13 protein-coding genes are annotated in these 16,936 nt (G+C 58.8%); 8 read left to right on the forward strand and 5 right to left on the reverse strand.

All coding sequences use genetic code 11. From position 1 onward, the window contains the following. Nucleotides 1–51: 51 nt before the first annotated feature. From mraY to SynMEDNS5_RS12985, 4 genes are all read left to right on the forward strand, one after another. Nucleotides 52–1,092, forward strand: coding sequence for a phospho-N-acetylmuramoyl-pentapeptide-transferase (gene mraY / locus SynMEDNS5_RS12970; RefSeq protein ID WP_370593599.1), 1,041 nt, complete (start codon nucleotides 52–54; stop codon nucleotides 1,090–1,092). 10 nt (nucleotides 1,093–1,102) lie between these two features. Continuing rightward, nucleotides 1,103–1,351 (forward strand): hypothetical protein, encoded by a 249-nt coding sequence (locus tag SynMEDNS5_RS12975; RefSeq protein WP_186583734.1) that lies wholly within the window; start codon nucleotides 1,103–1,105, stop codon nucleotides 1,349–1,351. 11 nt (nucleotides 1,352–1,362) lie between these two features. Beyond that, complete coding sequence (locus tag SynMEDNS5_RS12980; RefSeq protein ID WP_186583735.1) at nucleotides 1,363–2,520, forward strand: calcium:proton antiporter; 1,158 nt, start codon at nucleotides 1,363–1,365, stop codon at nucleotides 2,518–2,520. A gap of 168 nt (nucleotides 2,521–2,688) precedes the next feature. Beyond that, nucleotides 2,689–2,955, forward strand: a complete 267-nt coding sequence (locus SynMEDNS5_RS12985; protein ID WP_186583736.1) for a hypothetical protein — start codon at nucleotides 2,689–2,691, stop codon at nucleotides 2,953–2,955. Here SynMEDNS5_RS12985 and SynMEDNS5_RS12990 read toward each other — a convergent pair. After that, complete coding sequence (locus tag SynMEDNS5_RS12990) at nucleotides 2,939–3,118, reverse strand: cytochrome B6 (RefSeq protein WP_186583737.1); 180 nt, start codon at nucleotides 3,116–3,118, stop codon at nucleotides 2,939–2,941. The genes SynMEDNS5_RS12985 and SynMEDNS5_RS12990 overlap by 17 nt on opposite strands. A 44-nt stretch (nucleotides 3,119–3,162) precedes the next feature. On the opposite strand from SynMEDNS5_RS12990, the gene purT reads away from it, so the two are divergent. Further along, complete coding sequence (purT, locus tag SynMEDNS5_RS12995) at nucleotides 3,163–4,332, forward strand: formate-dependent phosphoribosylglycinamide formyltransferase (RefSeq protein ID WP_186583738.1); 1,170 nt, start codon at nucleotides 3,163–3,165, stop codon at nucleotides 4,330–4,332. On the opposite strand, the gene SynMEDNS5_RS13000 is transcribed toward purT, so the two are convergent. The 4 genes from SynMEDNS5_RS13000 to recN form a co-directional block, all read right to left on the reverse strand. Further along, the gene (locus tag SynMEDNS5_RS13000; RefSeq protein ID WP_255440192.1) at nucleotides 4,317–6,485 is read right to left on the reverse strand and encodes an HAD family hydrolase; all 2,169 of its coding nucleotides are present in this window, start codon (nucleotides 6,483–6,485) and stop codon (nucleotides 4,317–4,319) included. The genes purT and SynMEDNS5_RS13000 overlap by 16 nt on opposite strands. Nucleotides 6,486–6,713: 228 nt before the next feature. Further along, a complete protein-coding gene (locus SynMEDNS5_RS13005; protein ID WP_186583739.1) occupies nucleotides 6,714–8,234 on the reverse strand; it encodes an alpha/beta fold hydrolase in 1,521 nt (506 codons plus the stop codon). Continuing rightward, a complete protein-coding gene (gene uvrA, locus SynMEDNS5_RS13010) occupies nucleotides 8,234–11,185 on the reverse strand; it encodes an excinuclease ABC subunit UvrA (RefSeq protein ID WP_186583740.1) in 2,952 nt (983 codons plus the stop codon). The genes SynMEDNS5_RS13005 and uvrA overlap by 1 nt, the downstream gene beginning before the upstream one ends. Nucleotides 11,186–11,232: 47 nt before the next feature. Then, nucleotides 11,233–12,921 carry a DNA repair protein RecN gene (gene recN / locus SynMEDNS5_RS13015; RefSeq protein ID WP_186583741.1) on the reverse strand — a complete coding sequence of 563 codons (1,689 nt, stop codon included), beginning with the start codon at nucleotides 12,919–12,921 and terminating at the stop codon, nucleotides 11,233–11,235. Nucleotides 12,922–12,978: 57 nt separating this feature from the next. On the opposite strand from recN, the gene SynMEDNS5_RS13020 reads away from it, so the two are divergent. From SynMEDNS5_RS13020 to thrC, 3 genes are read left to right on the forward strand one after another with little or no spacing between them, the layout of a single operon-like run. Further along, nucleotides 12,979–14,865 (forward strand): AarF/ABC1/UbiB kinase family protein, encoded by a 1,887-nt coding sequence (locus SynMEDNS5_RS13020; RefSeq protein WP_186583742.1) that lies wholly within the window; start codon nucleotides 12,979–12,981, stop codon nucleotides 14,863–14,865. Between the two features lie 23 nt (nucleotides 14,866–14,888). Further along, nucleotides 14,889–15,473, forward strand: coding sequence for an alpha/beta hydrolase (locus SynMEDNS5_RS13025; protein ID WP_186583743.1), 585 nt, complete (start codon nucleotides 14,889–14,891; stop codon nucleotides 15,471–15,473). A gap of 53 nt (nucleotides 15,474–15,526) precedes the next feature. Beyond that, nucleotides 15,527–16,633, forward strand: coding sequence for a threonine synthase (gene thrC, locus SynMEDNS5_RS13030; protein WP_186583744.1), 1,107 nt, complete (start codon nucleotides 15,527–15,529; stop codon nucleotides 16,631–16,633). Nucleotides 16,634–16,936 lie beyond the last annotated feature (303 nt).

Below are 16,936 nucleotides of genomic sequence, written 5' to 3' on the forward strand. Positions count from 1 at the left end.
GAAGCTTCGGACCAGACACCCCGTCTTGATGGTCGATGGCCGGCCGCCGTTCTGATCGGCGCGGTTGGCACCGCGGCCTTTGTTTCGGACCGCTTGATCCCGAACAGCCTGTTGAGCCTCCCGCTCATAGCCGCGACACTGGTGTCAACCCTGATCACCTGGTGGGGAGTCCCCAGGTTGCGCGCCCTGAAAATGGGTCAGGTGATCCGAACGGAAGGCCCCCAGGGCCACCTGAGCAAATCAGGCACGCCCACGATGGGGGGGCTGCTTGTGGTTCCCGTTGGCGTGATCATTGGGGGACTGGTGAGCAGCGAAGGGCGCAGCGCGCAACAGCTTCTGGCCATCGCACTTGTCACCCTCGCCTACATGGTCATCGGTGGTGTGGATGACTGGAGCAGCCTGACCAAGCGCACAAACACCGGTCTCACGCCCCGGGGCAAGCTGCTACTTCAGGCCACAGCAGCCTTGCTGTTCCTGGGCTGGGCCGGATGGCAGGGCTGGATTGCACACACGGTGAGCCTGCCGTTCAATCTGGAGCTTCCCCTCCATTGGCTGATCTGGCCCCTGGCTCTGTTTGTGTTTCTTGCCGAGAGCAATGCCACCAACCTCACCGATGGCCTCGATGGTCTGGCATCCGGCTGCGGAGCCCTGGTGTTCACCGGGCTGGCCCTGCAGCTGATGCTTCGAGGCAATGCCGGCGATCCGGCGCTGGCAGGATTTTGCATAGCCATGGCTGGATGCTGGCTGGGATTTCTGATCCACAACCGCAATCCCGCCAAGGTGTTCATGGGAGATACAGGCTCCCTCGCAATGGGAGCAGCGCTCAGCGCCGTGGCCCTCCTCTCCGACAGTCTCTGGCCCCTGCTTCTGATGGGCGGAGTTTTTCTCGCCGAATCCGTTTCAGTGATCTTGCAGGTGTGGGTGTTCAAAGCCACCAAGGGAGCCGACGGTCAGGGGCGCCGCATCTTCCGGATGGCACCGCTGCATCACCATTTCGAACTCGGAGGAACACCGGAGCAGGTTGTGGTGCCCTTGTTCTGGCTGGTTACGGCAGGTCTGGTCATGCTGGGGCTTGGGCTTCACACCAACTGATCCCACTCCCATGAGTTATTTCACCTGGAAGGATGCCGGCCTCACCTCCGACTGCGCCAGTCTCGAGGCCATGGCCTCTCGTTTTGAGGAAGCTGCCCGACTGATGCGCCGGATGGCTGACCAAGGCTTCGTTTTGGAACGAAACAACGGAGCGCAACGCATCAACCACAACGATGCGGAGGTGTTCAACGCATGGGGGTTCGTGGATGAGGAACCGGCCGTGCGTCAGCTCACGCTGATGCAGGACCTGGACTCCTGAGCGACCCGCTGATGAATCGCATTTCGCGCAACTCCATCAACCTGCTGAAGAGCAATTACGGCACCACCTGGTCCTTGCTCCTGCTTCCAGCCATGGCTGCGGCGGTCATCAAACCACCATCGCCCGAAAGCACCCTGGATCTGCTTCTGCGCTTTCTGGCATATGGAATTGCTTTGGTTCCCCTCGCCAGGGTGATCTCCATCCTCGTGGATCAACTGAGCGGATACCTCGGCGATCGCTACAGCGGCGTGGTGAGTGTGGGCCTGGGGAATCTGGTGGAACTGGTGGTAAGCATCACAGCCCTCGCCAGCGGTTTGTACAGCCTTGTGGTGATCTCCGTTGCCGGAGCGGTGATCACGAACTGTCTCCTGGTGTTGGGAATCAGCACCTTCGTGGCAGGCCGCCGGGAACAGCATGTTCAGATCGACGCCCGCAGCACCAACTTGCAGGCTCGCCAATTGATGCTGAGCCTTCTGTTTCTGGCGGTGCCGACCATCTTCAGCCTCGGCAAAGGACTGAATCCGATGGAAGGCACCAATCAGCTGGACAACTTTGCGGTGTACTCGCTTGTGGTGGCCGTGATGATTCTTCTGTATTACGTGCTGTCCTTCGTGCTGCAGCTGGGAACCCACCGATCCTTTTTCAGCCGCTCCCAGGATCAGCAGCCCTTGCCGATTGCTGCGGTGGTGACAGTGGCAGGAAGCAATTCACGCCACGGCATCGGAGCCATCCTGATCGCCATGTTGGTGGTGAGTAGCGCCGTGGTGCTGGTGTCCGATCCGCTAGTAGAGACACTTGAAGTTCTGCTCAAAAACAGTCCACTGGGTGAACTCTTCATCGGATTGATCCTGCTGCCGCTGTTCGGTTCCACCGCGGAAGGGGTGATCTCCATTGGTGCCGCCGCAAAAGGTCGTATGGATCTAGCGATCACCAGCACCCTCGAATCCAGCGGCCAGCTGTTGATGTTCGTTTTACCGATGTTGGTGCTCTTGGGCTGGCCCATGGGTCGATATCTCCATCTGAGCGTGCCACTGATGGCCCTTGGCTGCACAGGATTCGCTGTTGTGGCCGTGCACTGGATCACGGAAAACAATCAACTGGATTGGTATGAGGGAATTCAGCTGATCACACTTTATGGAGTCATCGTGCTTGGCACTCTTCTTCTGTAAGAGTTGGCAAAAGTAATCTTTTACCTGAATTAACTATCAGCATATATGCTTTTATTTTAACACACTTACCATGCAATCATTAACAAGCAAATTACTTGTTGTCTTCTGGCAGATATTGCCTACATTTGAAAAGTAAGGATTCTCAGCCCTTTCACTGCAAGTTTTGCAATGCTCGAATTTGAATTGGCATCACTTCTCGGGATCGGCACTCCAGCTTTGGCTGCATTCACCGCATTGACTCTGTGGCGTCGATGGCGGAAGCAACAACGCCCCTCGCAATCGGTTCAGCCATCCCCAGCACCCCTTTCAGCAGGGCAGAAACTGGTCTGGGGACTCCTGCAGTTTCTGAACGTCATTCCCGGATACAGCGGTTCCCGGCTTCAGCAGCTGGTTGAAACGCTGATCGCTCCCCCAGCTCTCATGGCCTGGTCCTGAGGGCTCCCACAAGCCAAACCACGACAAAAGCCAGAAGCGACACCCCCAGATAAATCAGCGCCCACTTCTGAACCGTGGCGATCTCCCAACCGAACAAAAGACCATCCGCCGCATCGCCAGCTGTGGTGAAGCCAATCGTGGTGAAGCTCAAAGGATTGGCCATCAGGCACAAGGAGAGGATGGGTCCATGCTGCCGGGAAACCTTCCATGACGACGTTGCCAGCCACGATTTTGCTGTTGGGGAGCGGTGAACTGGGCAAAGAGGTGGCCATCGCCGCCCAGCGCCTGGGATGCCATGTGATCGCCTGCGATCGCTACGCCGATGCTCCTGCCATGCAGGTGGCCGATGAGTCAGAGGTGCTGGCAATGACCGACCGCGCAGCATTGCTGGAGGTGGTCCGCCGGCACCGGCCCACTGTTGTGATTCCGGAAATCGAAGCGCTGGCGGTGAATGCCCTCGCTGAACTGGAGGATGAGGGAATCACCGTGATTCCGACGGCACGTGCAACAGCCGTCACCATGAATCGCGATCGCATCCGTGATCTCGCCGCTGGTGAACTGGCCTTACGCACAGCGCGCTTCGCCTATGCCGCCAGTGCTGAAGAACTGCAAGCTGAAGCCCCGGCCCTCGGCTGGCCTGTGGTGGTGAAACCAGTGATGAGCTCCTCCGGCAAAGGCCAAAGCGTTGTGGATAGACCGGAGGGACTGAATGAGGCCTGGGAGGCGGCCATGGCCAATGCCCGGGGAACGTCCACCCACGTGATTGTGGAGGAATTTCTGCGCTTCGATCTGGAAATCACCCTTCTCACCATCCGTCAGAAGGATGGCTCCACAGTGTTCTGCCCGCCCATCGGACATGAACAGGCCCGAGGCGATTACCAATGCAGCTGGCAACCAGCTGCTCTCAGCGACAAACAGCTGAGTGAGGCCAAGGCCATGGCACGCACCGTGACGGACAACCTCGGTGGCGCTGGACTGTTCGGTGTGGAATTCTTTCTCTGTGGAGACGAAGTGATTTTCTCGGAGCTTTCACCCCGCCCCCATGACACGGGCCTGGTGACCTTGATCAGCCAGAACCTCAGCGAATTCGAATTGCACCTGCGCGCGGTGCTGGGGTTGCCGATCCCAGCGATCCGCTGCGCCGATGCCGCAGCCAGCCGCGTCATCCTGGCCGACAGGCACGGCAGCCGAGTGACCTACAGCGGCATGGAAGAGGCACTCAAAGAAAACGAAACCAGTGTGTTTCTATTCGGCAAACGCGACGCCCGGCCGGGACGGCGGATGGGGGTGGCGTTGGCCCGAGGCGAACATCAGGCCGAGGCCCGTGCCAAGGCAGACCGCAGTGCTGCAGCCATACGCCTTCAGATCGAAGACTGATCCGCACGAGAGCGTGCGTTAAGGAATCGATAGTGCTGGAGCCCTTCCAGGACGCCCGACAGACGCGCTTGATCAGCGAAGTACACCCTCTGCAGCTGACGGCAGCCATCCAGGCAGGGGTCATGATCCGAGGGAATCACCGCGGCAGGGAGGCCTTGAACCAACTCAAGATCCCCCTGCTGACTGGCAACAACCAGAACCCGGTCCAGTGGGAGAGACCAGCGCAGGGAAAGAAAACGGATGGCTTCGCTGCGGGAAGCCCGGAGTGGAAGCACATCCAGGAACCAATGACAGCGAAGGTTGGGACGGGCCGCTTGATGCTGCTGCCGGAGACGCTGACGGATCAGAGGAAGCACGGAAGGTCCTGGCTGCCTGAGCAGGTAACTGACCTTGAAAGGGCCCTGATTGTCAGCGGCCTGCAAAGTGATGTGATCCCCTAAGTCGGCCAGCGCCTTCTCCACACCCTCACGCTGCCAGTCCACACCGATCTCAGCGGCCCAAAGACGATCGCACTGATCCTCCTGGCCGTAGTGAATCTCTGTTCCAGCCTGGGTGATCCAGACGGAAGGATCCGGTAGCTGCAATTCGGTAAATCGCTGCCTGGCGGCCGTCAGAGACCGACCCGTGATGATGCCAAGTCCAGGCCCCGTGGACCGACCTGCGGAAGCTGCGAGCTGATGACGCAGAGCCTGCAATGCCTCAGCATCGGGTTGTTCGAGGCTGCTGTCGAGGTCGAGCAGAAGCAAGCGATCACCCAGAGGGTTGGCTTGCGCAACAGGTCGCTCAAGCAGCTTCACCGCAGCAGCAGAGGGGCTGAGACGTCCCTGCATCAACGCCAGATAACTGCAGACATGCGCGTCCCAGCTGTAGTGACGACTGACGGCTTCCACACCGTTGTCACTCCAGCGACGCCAGCGCCCGAGATCCGATCCAGCGCGTTCAAGGCCGTCCTGGAGGGACTCGCGGTCGGTGACATCCACCAGCAGCCCGTTCTCGCAACGACGCTGGATATCGCGGGGCCCTCCATCATCTGTGGCCACCATGGGCAACCCGGAGGCAGCGGCCTCCAGAAGGGTCAAACCGAACGGCTCCGTCAGGGCTGGATTAACGAACAGTCCTCCGCGCTCGGCAGCCCAGCGGTAAATCGCCGGGATCTGATCACGGCGATGGTGCTTGGGATAAGCAACCGATCCGTAAAGGTCATAGCGGTCGACCAGTTCAAAGATCTGCTGAAACACCTCCCGCTGCTGCCGATCCATCTGGCGGGAGTCATCCCGATTCCCCAGCACCAGAACGAGATTGTGACGCTCGCGCAGAACCGAGGATCGACCAAACGCTTCCACCAGTGCGGGAATGTTCTTGCGCCGATCAGCCCGGCAGATCGCCAGGAGCGGAGGTCGCTGAGGCTCACGCAGGAACGACTGCACCATGTCCGAAACATCCGCTGATTCCTGCGGCGTGCTTCGGGGGTGGAACCGTCGTGCATCCACACCGGGGGGTACCACGTCAGCACGATCTGCATGAAACCGCCCGTAGCGGGAATACTGGTGTTCGCGTTCCTGACGGGTGCTGGTGATCACGAGATCCGCATGGGCGAGCGCCAGTTCCTCCGCATCGATGCGGCGACTGATCGAGTAGGTCTGATCGATCTGCTCACGATCACCACCTGCTGCCAACAAACGGCGCAACTTTTCTCGACCCAAGGAATGACCCGTGAAGACGAGCGGCAGTCCCAGACGTCGACTGACCAGGGCGCCGACATAACCGGCATCGGCGTAATGCGCATGAATCCAGTCCGGGCGCCGATCCGTGGCTTGCAGCTGAAGCACCAGCTGATCGGCCAGCTCATCAAGATGGGGCCAAAGCTGCTCTTTACGCAGATAACGCTTTGGACCGAAGCTGAAACGTCGGATGCTCGCCCCGGGGGCAATCGATTCTTCAGGCCGGGCGTAATCCGCGGACACGCGGCGGTCCTGAATCAAGCGGGTGACCACTTCAACGTGATCAACCTCGGCGCGCGCCGCAAGACTTCGAACCAGTTCAAGGACGTAGAGGGTCTGACCGCCGGTATCAGCATCTCGTCCCAGCTCCAGATCATGGGAACGGAACAGACCATGAAGATGAAGATGAAGCAGATTCAGTCCCACTTTCATCCTCCGAAGCAGTCAGGAAAGAGTCCTGATGGACCCATCAATGGATAAAGGGTCCAGCCAGCAATAAAGATGAAAACAATCTGAGAAAGTGCAGCAATGGGGCTTTCAAATCAGGCCATAAGCCTTTGCTGAAGGGGATTTCCCGTGAATCGAAACGAAGGACGAATGGCTTCAGATATCGAAACACCAACAGCACACAGCACACCTCTCATGATGCAAAGGCGTTGCTCAGACCTGACCGCTGACATCCACAAGCCGTCGATCGGGGTGGCCCCAACCACCTTGCTCAAACGTGGGCGAGGAGGTGACATTCAGTTGTTGATTAATCCAAGCCAGCAGCACTGGCCCGATCACGGCATTCGGAGCTTGGCCGCGGGAATTGCGCAGATTGAAATGGGTGCCACCATCCACCAGCACCAGGCGATGACCAAATCGGGCTGCCTGCGTGTCACGCATGGGGAACACGGCTTCCGGGCCTGAAGGAACAATCCAGTCACGCGTGCCGCTGATCAACAAAATTTTCGGACGAGAGGATCGAATCGGATCCGCACGGTCCAGTGACTTGTCTGGATCGAACAGAAGCCGCATCGGTGGACTCACTGCCACAACCGTCTTCACCCTTGCATCGGCAACGCCAGCCTTGTTGATCCCTGAGAGCCAACTGCATTGCAACACCCAACTGATGTTGCGCTCAGGATTACTGAGATCGCTGCAGCGGGCTTTCAACTTCTGATCCGTAGGAGTGCCACCCGCCAACTGGAGCGTCGTCGTGCCTCCCCAGGAATGGCCGACCACGGCTACTTCTTTGGTGTTGAGGTCACGATCTGCGAGAACCTGACCTCTCTCGACAGCCGTCAGCAGCGCTGACACATCCAGAGGGCGCGAACGCAGCTCTTCCGGGCCCGGAGGCGGCTGATCACCCGCCAGCATCGCCCTCTGCTGATTGAAATTGCTGCCGGGATGGTCCGGCAGCAGTACGACATAGCCATTGGCAGCGAGAACCTCGGCCCAGGCTTCAAACGACTCCGGGTCATCCCAGAGACCATGGGAAATGACCACCAGGCGTTGGTTTCCCGCCCCGTTTGGCTTCACAACGAGAACACGCAGAGGCTCCTCACGGTGCTGCACGGACACGCGGATGATTTCTCGACTCGAAGTCTCAAGACGCAGAGACTCGAAAAACTCAGACGACACCGGAGCAGCAGAGCCGACCTTCACAAGCTCCAGGCCGTCTTTTTGATTGGCCATCAAGCGGTTCACCGCCTCTCCTAGCTTCGAGAAATCGATGGAAGCCTCCTCTCCAGGCAGTTGATGGAGGAAGCCGAGAAGATTCTCCTGACCGTTCTCATAAGCGCGGATCAACGCCTTCGTGAGCATCGACCCACTGGTATCGGCAGGAACCCCTTCGAGATTGACGATGTAGGCGGCAGCTTTGAGTGCCTGCTCCAAAAGGGGCTGGCCGGTGGAGCCTTCCAAAAACCCTCGAAGCTCAATCGGTAATGGACTCAGAAAAACTTTCTTAAGCAGAGCGAGCAGTCGACCCTCTGAAGCACGGTCGAGATCAACAAGATCCGGGCTGGATTGAATGACCTCCTCGACCGATCGACCATCGCCCAGATTGACGGTGAAGTCGACGCCCAGATAGGGCATCCGCAGGACAAGCCGCTCCAGTGCTGCCGCAGGTGATCCACTGAGGACAACAGCAGCACTGGCTGCAGCTGCAGCGAGGGAAGAACGAATCCAGCGCATCAGGCAGCGAGAGGAACAACCGACTCAGGTGGATGTTGCTCGAGAACCTTGGCCAGATAGCGACCCGTGTGACTGGTTGGATGCTGGGCCACCTCTTCAGGCGTTCCGCAAGCCACGATCTGTCCCCCTTTGTCACCCCCTTCCGGACCAAGATCGATTAGCCAATCGGAACAGCGAATCACATCAAGATTGTGCTCAATGCAGATGATGGAATTGCCCTTATCCACCAAACGCTGCATCACATCCATCAGCTTGTGCACGTCATAGAAGCTGAGGCCCGTGGTGGGCTCATCAATCAGATAAAGCGTCTTGCCCGTGGCCCGTTTTGATAGCTCGGTCGCCAACTTCACCCGCTGAGCTTCACCCCCAGACAAAGTGGGTGCAGGCTGACCCAACTTCACGTAACCGAGACCGACATCCACAAGCGTGCGCAGGCGATCCGCCGCTTGTGGGATGGCGGAAAACACATCCGCCGCCTGCTCCACAGTCATCTGCAGAACGTCAGCAATCGTGAAGCCTTTGTAGGTGACTTGAAGGGTCTCGCGGTTGAAGCGAGCTCCCTTGCAAACATCGCACTGCACATACACATCCGGGAGGAAATTCATTTCAATCACATTCACCCCCTGACCTCGGCAGGCCTCACAGCGCCCTCCCTTCACGTTGAAGCTGAATTGACCGACCTGGTAACCGCGAGCCTTGGCCTCGACCGTGGCGGCAAACACCTGACGGATCGGATCGAAGGCTCCGGTGTAGGTGGCCGGATTGGAGCGGGGGGTGCGGCCGATCGGTGACTGATCGATCACGATCACCTTGTCGATCGATTTGATGCCTCGGAGTTCACCGAGACCATGCTCCAGGGCGGGATGCAGCAGTTCGTTCACCAAAGTGCTTTTGCCACTGCCGCTGACCCCAGTGACCGACACCAGGCGGCCCAGGGGAAATTCAACACTAAGATCGGTGAGATTATTGCGAGCACAGTTGAGAAGCTTGAGGCTGCGCGTCCCGACCGAACGCCGCTCTGATGGCGTGGGAATGCTGCGACGGCCGCTGAGATAAGCACCGGTTAGCGAGTCCTCAGCGGCCAGGAGATCCTCGAGAGAGCCCTCGGCCACGATGTGACCACCGTGCACACCGGCACCAGGCCCGATATCCACCAGGTGATCGGCGGCGCGAATGGTGTCTTCGTCGTGCTCCACCACCACTAGGGTGTTTCCAAGATCACGAAGGCGCTCGAGGGTGGCCAGCAATCGATCATTGTCACGCTGGTGAAGACCGATGCTCGGTTCATCAAGCACGTAGAGAACACCGGTGAGTCCGGCACCGATCTGGGTGGCGAGACGGATGCGCTGAGCTTCTCCACCTGAGAGGGTCATCGCTGGCCTATCGAGACTGAGATAATCCAGGCCCACGTCGAGCAGAAAACGCAGACGCATGCGGATCTCGCGCAGCACCAGGTCACCGATCTGAATCTGGCGATCCGTGAGCAACGGTTCACTTGCTTCGAAGGCCCCCACGCCCATCAGCCGCTCAATGCGCTCCAGGGTCTGACCAACGCTGACGGCAGTGAGTTCCGTGATCCGAAACGGACCGACCCGCACGGACAAAGCTTCAGGTCGCAACCGTTGACCGGCACAGCTGGCGCAAGGCACCAGCTCCAGATATTTCTCCAGCTTCTGACGCATGGCCTCACCGCTGGCATCACGAAGCTGACGTTCCAAAATCGGCAGGATTCCTTCGAAAGGCCGCTCATATCCAGCCTTGCCCTTGCGGTAGCGGCTATCCGCCTGAATGAGAATCGGATCCCGACTTCCATTGAGCAAGACGTCCTGCTGCTCGTCGGTGAGATCCTTCCAAGGCGTTTTAATTTCAAACCCGAAGGCCTCTCCCACGGAATAGAGCAGGGAGAAGTAATAGGAATTGTCTTTTTCCGCCCAGGGTGCAACGGCCGCATACACCGGCAACGCTGGATCAGGGATCACACGCTCTGCTGTGAACTTGCGCAGATGTCCAATGCCATGACAAGCCTCACAGGCTCCGTAAGGGCTGTTGAAAGAAAACAGTCGTGGCGACAGTTCTTCCATCACGGCCCCATGCTCAGGACACGCGAAGTTTTCGGAATAAAGACGCTCCCGCTCCACACCCTCGGGAAGCTCCTCGTCCTTCTTGGGAACCACCTCAACGATGGCCAGACCATCACCCCGTTTCAGAGCCGTCCTTAAGGAATCCGTGAGTCGCTCCTGAATGCCGTCGCGGGCCACCAGACGATCCACCACCACCTCAATGCTGTGCTGGTGGTTCTTGTCGAGCTCAATGTTGTCGGCAAGCTCCCGCACTTCTCCATCGATGCGCAAGCGAGCGAATCCTTCAGCCGCAAGGCCACTGATCAGCTTGCTGTGGGTGCCCTTCTTGCCTCGCACCAGCGGCGTCAGCAACTGATAGCGGGTGCCTTCCGGAAGCGTGAGGATCTGATCGACCATTTCATCGATGGTCTGGGGCCGGATCGCCCGATCACATTGCGGACAGTGAGGTTCACCAGCCCGGCCAAAGAGAAGTCTGAGGTAGTCCTGGATTTCTGTGACCGTTCCCACGGTGGAACGAGGATTGTGGCTCGTGGATTTCTGATCAATCGAGATTGCCGGTGAAAGGCCCTCGATGGCATCCACATCCGGTTTGTCAACCTGACCCAAAAACTGACGCGCATAGGCCGAGAGACTCTCGACGTAGCGGCGCTGACCCTCAGCAAAAATCGTGTCGAAAGCGAGAGAGCTCTTCCCGCTGCCACTCACACCGGTGAACACCACCATCTTGTTGCGGGGGATGGTGACATCGACATTCTTGAGGTTGTGCTGACGGGCACCACGCACCCGAATCACATCCTCAAGGGTTCCACCACTGAGGTTGACGGGCCTGGAACCCGACGGGGCCTTCGATTTGGGAGCAGGACGCCCCATAGGGAGGAACCTCGGCAGCATCGGATTCTACGGAGATCGAATCGGATTCAGGCCACACTTTGATCCAGAAGGCTGGCCGCATAAGCCTGAGCCTCTTCACGGTCGCCGCCAGCCAGTTCCGCCAGTTCCCTCTGGCGCTCCTGAGTGTCCCGCAGGTGGGACACTCGCGAGCGGGTGATTCCTTCAGAGACGTCCTTGCTGACGCGGAAGTGATGATCGGCAACCGCAGCCACAAGCGGTTGATGGGTCACACAGAACACCTGACGATGGCGTGAAAGGGTGCGCAGAAGATCGGCCATGGCACCACTGACCCTGCCGCTCACACCAGTGTCGATCTCATCGAAGAGGAGGGTGCTGGATCCATCGACCATGGCCAGCGATGTTTTGAGAGCCAGCAGAAAACGCGACATCTCACCCCCAGAAGCCACCTCAGCCAGTGGTGCCATCGGTTGACCAGGGTTAGCTGAAAACAGAAAACAAACAGCGTCGGAACCGAATTCCCCAGGGTCGACAGGCTCGATCTTCACTTCAAAACGCACATTGGCCAGCCCCATCGGACGCAAGTAGGCCATGAGATCGGCCTGGAGCTGTTGGGCCGCAGCCTGACGTGAACGCGTCAAAGAAGCATTGCTGTGATCGCGTTGCGCACGAGCTGCCTGCTCCTGCTCCTGCAAACGGCGTAGGAGCCCATCCGAACCTCCACCCTCCTGGCGTTCACGCAACGCGTCACGCTGCTGAATCAGACCCGCCAGATCCTGACCGTGGCGACGTTCAAGTCGCTTGAGCAGCGACAACCGATCCTGGAGGACCGCCAGACGTTCAGGATCGCTGTCCAAAGACGTGCCGTAACGCTCCAACGACCGAATCAGATCCTGAACACCAGTTTCAAGATCGAGACAGCGTTCCGTCCAGGGTTGCAGGGAACTGTCCATGGCCTGCATCGACTGCAATTCGTGGGTGCAGGCAAGGAGATGATCCAGCACCGATGGAGCCTGATCAGCTCCGTCTTGCAAACGACCAATCAAAGCGGAGACCCCCTCCAGCAAGCGCACGCCATGCACCAGGCGGTCCTGCTCCAACTCCAGCTGGGCAATTTCTTTTGGGTCGTCGAGGGAAGCCTGTTCCAGCTCCAAGAGCAACGCCTCGAGCTCATCGCGTTGCTGTTCGAGTTGCAGACGGTCCGTTTCGGCCCGGTTCAGGGCATCGATACAACGCTGCCAGTTCAGCCAGTTTCCTCGAACATCAACGAGCTCCGACTCCAGCTGCGCACCACCGAGACGATCCAACCAGCGACGCTGCTGACCGGGTCGCGCCAGCTGCTGGGTCTGGCCTTGCACCGTGAGATCGATCAACAGAGGGCGCAACTCGAGCAACTGCTGCCGGTTGACAACCACCCCATTCAGACGGGATCGACTGCTGAGACGATCATCCTGCCGACGCCATTCGCGCGTAACCACCAGCTCAGACTCTCCATCATCGAGCTGATGGCGCTCCAGCCAGCGCTGCCCACTGTCTCCAACCCGAAAGCTGGCTTCAATCAGAGCCCGGTCGCAACCGGTGCGCAGCAATCGCGATGCGGCAGACGCCTGCATGCCGCCAAGCACAGCATCGAGTGCATCGAGAAGGATGGATTTGCCAGCACCGGTCTCGCCGGTAAGCACAGAAAAACCCTGATCAAACGCCAGATCCAGGCTGTCGATCAATGCGATGTTTTGGAGTCGCAAGCCGGTGAGCACGGCAAGCCCCGGTGGTCGTGCCGACCGTAGCGGCGGCTCAGCTCGTTTAGAAGGGGTATGAACCTGGCAACTCGGCCCGTGGCCCCACAGGAACTTGGAGATTTCATCGAAGCCTCGGGTCTGCTCACCTACGACCCTGCAGCGATCACGCGGATTTACGCCGGCCACCCGCAACGCCTATTGAGGCGTCTTTGGCAGACCTTGGTGCCCATTGGCCTGTTTCTGCTGGGCGTCGGCACCGACAAAGTGCTCGGGCTTCTGAGCGATCAAAAGCGTGCGCGCGCTCGAGCCAAAGAATTCGCAAACCTCCTGGTCGATCTCGGCCCAGCATTCATCAAAGCGGGACAGGCGTTGTCCACCCGTCCAGACATCGTTCCTCCAGTGCTACTTGAGGAATTGGCCCAGCTGCAGGATCAGCTTCCTGGTTTCGATAGCGCCTTAGCGATGGCCTGCATCGAGGAGGATCTCGGCGCACCCGTGGATGACATCTATGAATCGCTCGAACGGGAGCCGATTTCCGCTGCGTCGCTCGGACAGGTGCATCGGGGAGTGCTGAAAAACGGGCAACGGGTCGCCGTGAAAGTGCAGCGACCAGGCCTGCGCGAGCAGATCACCCTGGATCTCTACATCGTGCGCAACATCGCCGCCTGGTTGAACACCAACATCGGTCTGATTCGCAGTGATCTCGTGGCCCTGATCGATGAACTGGGGCGCCGGGTGTTCGAGGAGATGGACTACCTGAATGAGGCCAGTAACGCTGAACGATTCAGCGAACTGCATCGGCATAACCCGCGCATCGCCGTTCCGCTCATCTTTAAGGAAGCCACCAGCCGCCGAGTGCTCACCATGGAGTGGATCGATGGGGTGAAGCTCACCAATCTTGAAGCGGTGCGCAAACTGGGTATCGATCCCGATGACATGGTGGAGGTGGGCGTGAGCTGCAGCCTCCAGCAGTTGCTCGAGCACGGTTTCTTCCATGCCGACCCCCACCCAGGCAATCTGCTCGCCCTTGAGGACGGCCGGCTCTGTTATCTCGATTTCGGGATGATGAGCGAAGTGACCAGAGAATCACGGACTGGACTGATCCAGGCCGTGGTTCACCTGGTAAACCGCAATTTCGGAAAGCTCTCCAAGGATTTCGTCAGCCTCGGATTCCTCGCGGAGGATGTGAATCTCGAGCCGATTGTTCCCGCCTTCGAATCCGTGTTCAGCCAGGCTCTGGAAGCTGGTGTGAGCCGGATGGATTTCAAGGCGGTCACCGACGACCTCTCTGGGGTGATGTACAAATTTCCCTTCAGGGTTCCTCCTTACTACGCGCTGATCATCCGTTCTCTGGTCACTCTCGAGGGCATCGCCCTGAGTGTGGATTCGGATTTCAAAATTCTCGGTGCCGCCTACCCATATTTCGCTAGACGACTGATGGAAGATCCCGATCCTCAGCTGCGTTTGAGTCTTCGCGAGATGCTGTTTGATGGCGACATCTTCCGCTGGACCCGTCTTGAAAATCTGGTCGCCAGCGCCGCCAGCCAGGATCAACTCGATCTGGATACGCTTCTCGATCAGGTTCTCGACTTCCTTTTCTCAGCCAATGGAGGAATGCTGCGCCGACAGTTAGTGGATGCCATCGCTGATCGCCTCGATGCCCTGAGCTGGATGACCCTGCAACGCATCGGTCGACGCCTGCCACGGCCTTTGCAACCGCCCTTGCTTCTCGAGGCAAGCGACAGCTTCGACCAAAGCACCTACCTCGATCTTGAGCCGGTCCGGCAACTCGTCGCCGTTCTGCAGCAACTGCCTGGATTCAGCCCTGATCTGGTATTCAGCCGTCTGCCCCGCCTGATCCGTGAACCGGATGCAAGACGCATGGGCCTGGAGCTGGCCCAGGGCTTAGCCGAACGAGGAGTTGTCCGTCTGGTGAAGGCAGCCGCTGGCGTCTCCCCCTAAATTCCGTTCGCTGAGATTCCGCCATGCCCGCACGTTCACGTATACGTCACCACGCACTGGCTACGGGCTCAGCCCTGGCGCTCACTCTGCTGAACTGTTTTCAACCTCTTCACGCCGCTGAAGATATCGCTTTAGTGAGCGGTGCCTTCATCCGATCCATCAGCGTGGCCGATCTCGCCTACCTAGCTGAAACCGGCGAGGCCCGGGGTTTGCTCTCTGATCTTCTGCGTCTTGGCAAACAAGATCCAGAAAACGTGGCCAAATTGCTGAATCAGGAATTGGATCTTCCGCTGGTGCTCACCAGCCGTCTGATGTCCACCAAGATCGGCGATGTCATCCTCAAGCGCGTCGCCAAAATCATTTACCCACTGCGCGTTCCGGAGTCTTCCGTAAGCGTTCCAGCCATTCGTGCTGGAGTGATCAACGGTCTGCAGATCGGTGAGGGTGGCCTGAACATGGTGAAGTTTCTAGAGGCCTATCCCGCGGAGGTGATGGAGATCAATCTTCCTGCTCTCATGGCGGCCATCGAGAAGGCTGAATCCATCGCTGGACTGGTGAAGTTCTTCTCAGACTCGCCGCTCGATGGCCTCAAGCAGAGCGGTCAGTAAACCCGCTGGCGGGGATCGCCACATAGATTCCTCTGGACGAGTGCCCTTCGCAGGTGTCAGTAATCAATGCCTTCCGCCGCCGTTTCTCCCCGGCACCAGTCCTTCAGGATTGGCCAGGGCTGATCGAGGCCTATCGGCCTTGGTTACCGGTCACGAAGACAACCCCGGTGATCACCCTTCGCGAAGGCGCCACCCCGCTCATCCCCGTGCCATCGGTTGCTGAACGAATCGGCCGCGACGTGAAGGTGTTCGTCAAATATGACGGCCTGAATCCCACGGGGTCCTTCAAGGACCGGGGCATGACCATGGCGATCAGCAAAGCGAAAGAAGCCCACTGCGAGGCCGTGATCTGTGCCAGCACTGGAAACACATCCGCCGCCGCTGCTGCTTACGCACGCCGTGCCGGCATGCGGGCCTTCGTGCTGATCCCCGACGGATACGTGGCGCAGGGAAAGCTGGCTCAGGCCCTGGTGTACGGCGCAGAAGTGCTGGCCATCCGCGGAAATTTCGACCGGGCTCTGGACATCGTGCGCGAGGTGTCTGATCAGTTCCCGGTCACCCTGGTGAACTCCGTGAATCCCTTCCGCCTGCAGGGACAGAAAACAGCAGCCTTTGAGGTGATCGATGCCCTTGGCGATGCGCCTGACTGGCTGTGCATTCCCATGGGCAACGCAGGCAACATCACGGCCTACTGGATGGGGTTCCAGGAGTACAACCAGGCAGGACGCAGCCGCAAGCTCCCCAGGATGATGGGCTTCCAGGCCAGCGGCTCCGCTCCTCTGGTGAACAACACCACGGTGACGGATCCGGACACGATCGCCACAGCCATCCGCATTGGTAACCCAGTGAACCGCGAAAAAGCGATTGCCGCGCGCAAAGCCAGCCATGGTGACTTCCTTGACGTGACGGATGCTGAAATCATCGATGCTTACAAGCTTCTCGGCGGACAGGAAGGGGTGTTCTGTGAGCCAGCGAGCGCTGCTTCCGTGGCCGGCTTACTCAAAAGGAAAGAAGAGTTACCAACGGGAGCCACGGTGGTGTGCGTGCTCACTGGCAACGGACTGAAAGACCCGGATTGCGCCATCAACAACAACGATGCGGCCTTCCACACCGACCTGGATCCAGATCTCGGCACCGTGGCTCGAGTGATGGGCTTCTGATCGCGATCAAAGGCCATCCACATAACAACTGGACACGTTCCCCCCTGATGCCAGGGGGTTTTTATGGGTTGAAGCACTTCAGCCCACCCAAACCAGCGGCAACCAGATCAAGAAGTGCCTGGGGAGATCCAGGCAGAACCCCCCCAATCCATTGGGGGAAACAAGCTTGAGTTCACCCATCCCGGCATCGGATGGAATTCCTCAGCCTGTTGAAACAGTGGAGAACGGCACGCGTTCCTCAACAGCCAATCTGATTCCCCCATGCCTGTGCAGAGTGAAACCCTGTGCCTCAGTGGCGAATTA

Source organism: Synechococcus sp. MEDNS5 (assembly GCF_014279875.1).
Taxonomy (GTDB): Bacteria; Cyanobacteriota; Cyanobacteriia; order PCC-6307; family Cyanobiaceae; genus Synechococcus_C.

Bases quoted from the DNA above. Each gene is read 5' to 3' on its own strand.
- SynMEDNS5_RS12975 (WP_186583734.1), top strand. From the start codon at position 1,103: ATGAGTTATTTCACCTGGAAGGATGCCGGCCTCACCTCCGACTGCGCC.
- SynMEDNS5_RS12980 (WP_186583735.1), top strand. From the start codon at position 1,363: ATGAATCGCATTTCGCGCAACTCCATCAACCTGCTGAAGAGCAATTAC.
- SynMEDNS5_RS12985 (WP_186583736.1), top strand. From the start codon at position 2,689: ATGCTCGAATTTGAATTGGCATCACTTCTCGGGATCGGCACTCCAGCT.
- SynMEDNS5_RS12990 (WP_186583737.1), bottom strand. From the start codon at position 3,118: ATGGCCAATCCTTTGAGCTTCACCACGATTGGCTTCACCACAGCTGGC.
- purT (WP_186583738.1), top strand. From the start codon at position 3,163: ATGACGACGTTGCCAGCCACGATTTTGCTGTTGGGGAGCGGTGAACTG.
- SynMEDNS5_RS13000 (WP_255440192.1), bottom strand. From the start codon at position 6,485: ATGAAAGTGGGACTGAATCTGCTTCATCTTCATCTTCATGGTCTGTTC.
- SynMEDNS5_RS13005 (WP_186583739.1), bottom strand. From the start codon at position 8,234: ATGCGCTGGATTCGTTCTTCCCTCGCTGCAGCTGCAGCCAGTGCTGCT.
- uvrA (WP_186583740.1), bottom strand. From the start codon at position 11,185: ATGGGGCGTCCTGCTCCCAAATCGAAGGCCCCGTCGGGTTCCAGGCCC.
- SynMEDNS5_RS13020 (WP_186583742.1), top strand. From the start codon at position 12,979: ATGAACCTGGCAACTCGGCCCGTGGCCCCACAGGAACTTGGAGATTTC.
- SynMEDNS5_RS13025 (WP_186583743.1), top strand. From the start codon at position 14,889: ATGCCCGCACGTTCACGTATACGTCACCACGCACTGGCTACGGGCTCA.